Annotated in this window: 1 protein-coding gene; it reads right to left on the reverse strand. The window is 41.1% G+C overall.

Features of this window, described 5'->3' with window-relative positions; translation table 11 throughout:
- Nucleotides 1-161: 161 nt before the first annotated feature.
- On the reverse strand, nucleotides 162-1,403 hold the full coding sequence (locus GKG43_RS22765; RefSeq protein ID WP_129880161.1) for an IS256 family transposase: 1,242 nt from the start codon (nucleotides 1,401-1,403) through the stop codon (nucleotides 162-164).
- Between the last annotated feature and the right edge of the window lie 82 nt (nucleotides 1,404-1,485).

The raw sequence follows: 1,485 nt of genomic DNA on the forward strand, positions 1-1,485 counted from the left end.
CGAGACTGTGAAGAAAAGTCTGTAAATAAGATTCTTCTATGATAATGAAGGGTGAAAGGCTACGAAAAGAGAGCTTTCACCCTCATTTTATATATAGCAGTTATTAAAAGGCATGTCAAGAGCAGGCGGTTTTTCCGCCTGTTTTTTCGGGCCTTTCGAGCCTATTCAGGGAGTCTTCCCTCATACATGATGCTCAGTTCGCCATATACCTGCCCCCAGTTACGAATGGTAGCCGTCCATTTTTTAGTCGCTTCGAAAGTAGCCAGATACAATGCCTTCAGCAAAGCCGTATCGCTTGGGAATACGCTCCTCTGACGGTTCAGCTTCCGGTAGGTGGAATTCAAGGATTCTATGGCATTTGTCGTGTAAATGACTTTCCGGACGGTTGCTGAAAATTTAAAGATAGGAGAGATTGCATCCCAATTATCTTTCCAGCGTTTCATGGAATTCGGATATTTAGTTGTCCATTTTTCTGTAACCCTGTCAAGTGCAGCCAGGGCTTTCTTTTCATCCGCTGCCTGATAGATCGTTTTCAGATCTGTAGCAAAAGCCTTCCTGTCTTTATCCGGGACATACTTTAAAGTATTTCTCACCTGATGGACAATGCATCTCTGGTATTCTGTTTTTGGAAATGCGGCAGTGATCGCTTCCTTGATTCCGGCAAGTCCGTCTGCACAGATAACGAGGATGTCTCTTACCCCACGGTTTTTCAACTCGTTTAAGATAGAAAGCCAGTACTTCGAGCTTTCGTTTTCTCCAACGCTGATAGTGAGCACTTCTTTTTTCCCTTCTGTATTGATCCCAAGAATCACATAGGCTGCTAATTTACGAATCATGCCATTATCACGGACAGAATAATGGATTGCATCGATATACAGAATTGGATAGACTTCGTCTAATGGTCTGTTCTGCCAGTCTTCAATCTGAGGGAGAATCTTATCTGTGACATCGGAAATAAATCCTTCTGATGTTTCAAACCCATAAATGTCTTCGAGCGTCTCAGATATTTGCCGTGTTGTCATTCCTTTGGCATACATAGAGATAATCTTTTGGTCAATATCAGAAATATCCTTTTGACGTTTCTTTACTACCTGCGGCTCAAAAGAAGATTTCCGGTCTTGAGGAACATCAATCTCCATAGAGCCGTAACTACTGTTTACACATTTGCGTTTATAACCATTCCGATAATCATCATTGTCAGAACGTTGTGATCTTTCATAGCCCAGGTGATCATCCATCTCTGCTTCCATCATTTCTTTAATCGTACCACCCAAGAGATCCTTCAGTGCATCTTGGATATCTTCAGCTGTCTGAATGTCATATTCCTCTAACAGCTGATGAATGATGTTACGTTTTCCTTCCGTCATCTGTACTCTGTGTACAGGTTTCTTTTGTTTTGCCATAATAAAAAGGCCCTCCTATGATTATTATTTTATCATAGAAGAACCTTTTGAAGTTATTTTACAGAAAAAGTTTCACACTTCC

The sequence above is a fragment of the Eubacterium sp. BIOML-A2 genome (genome assembly GCF_009680135.1).
Classification (GTDB): domain Bacteria; phylum Bacillota; class Clostridia; order Lachnospirales; family Lachnospiraceae; genus Faecalicatena; species Faecalicatena contortus_B.

Coding starts and splice junctions, on each gene's coding strand:
- GKG43_RS22765 (WP_129880161.1), bottom strand. CDS start 1,403: ATGGCAAAACAAAAGAAACCTGTACACAGAGTACAGATGACGGAAGGA.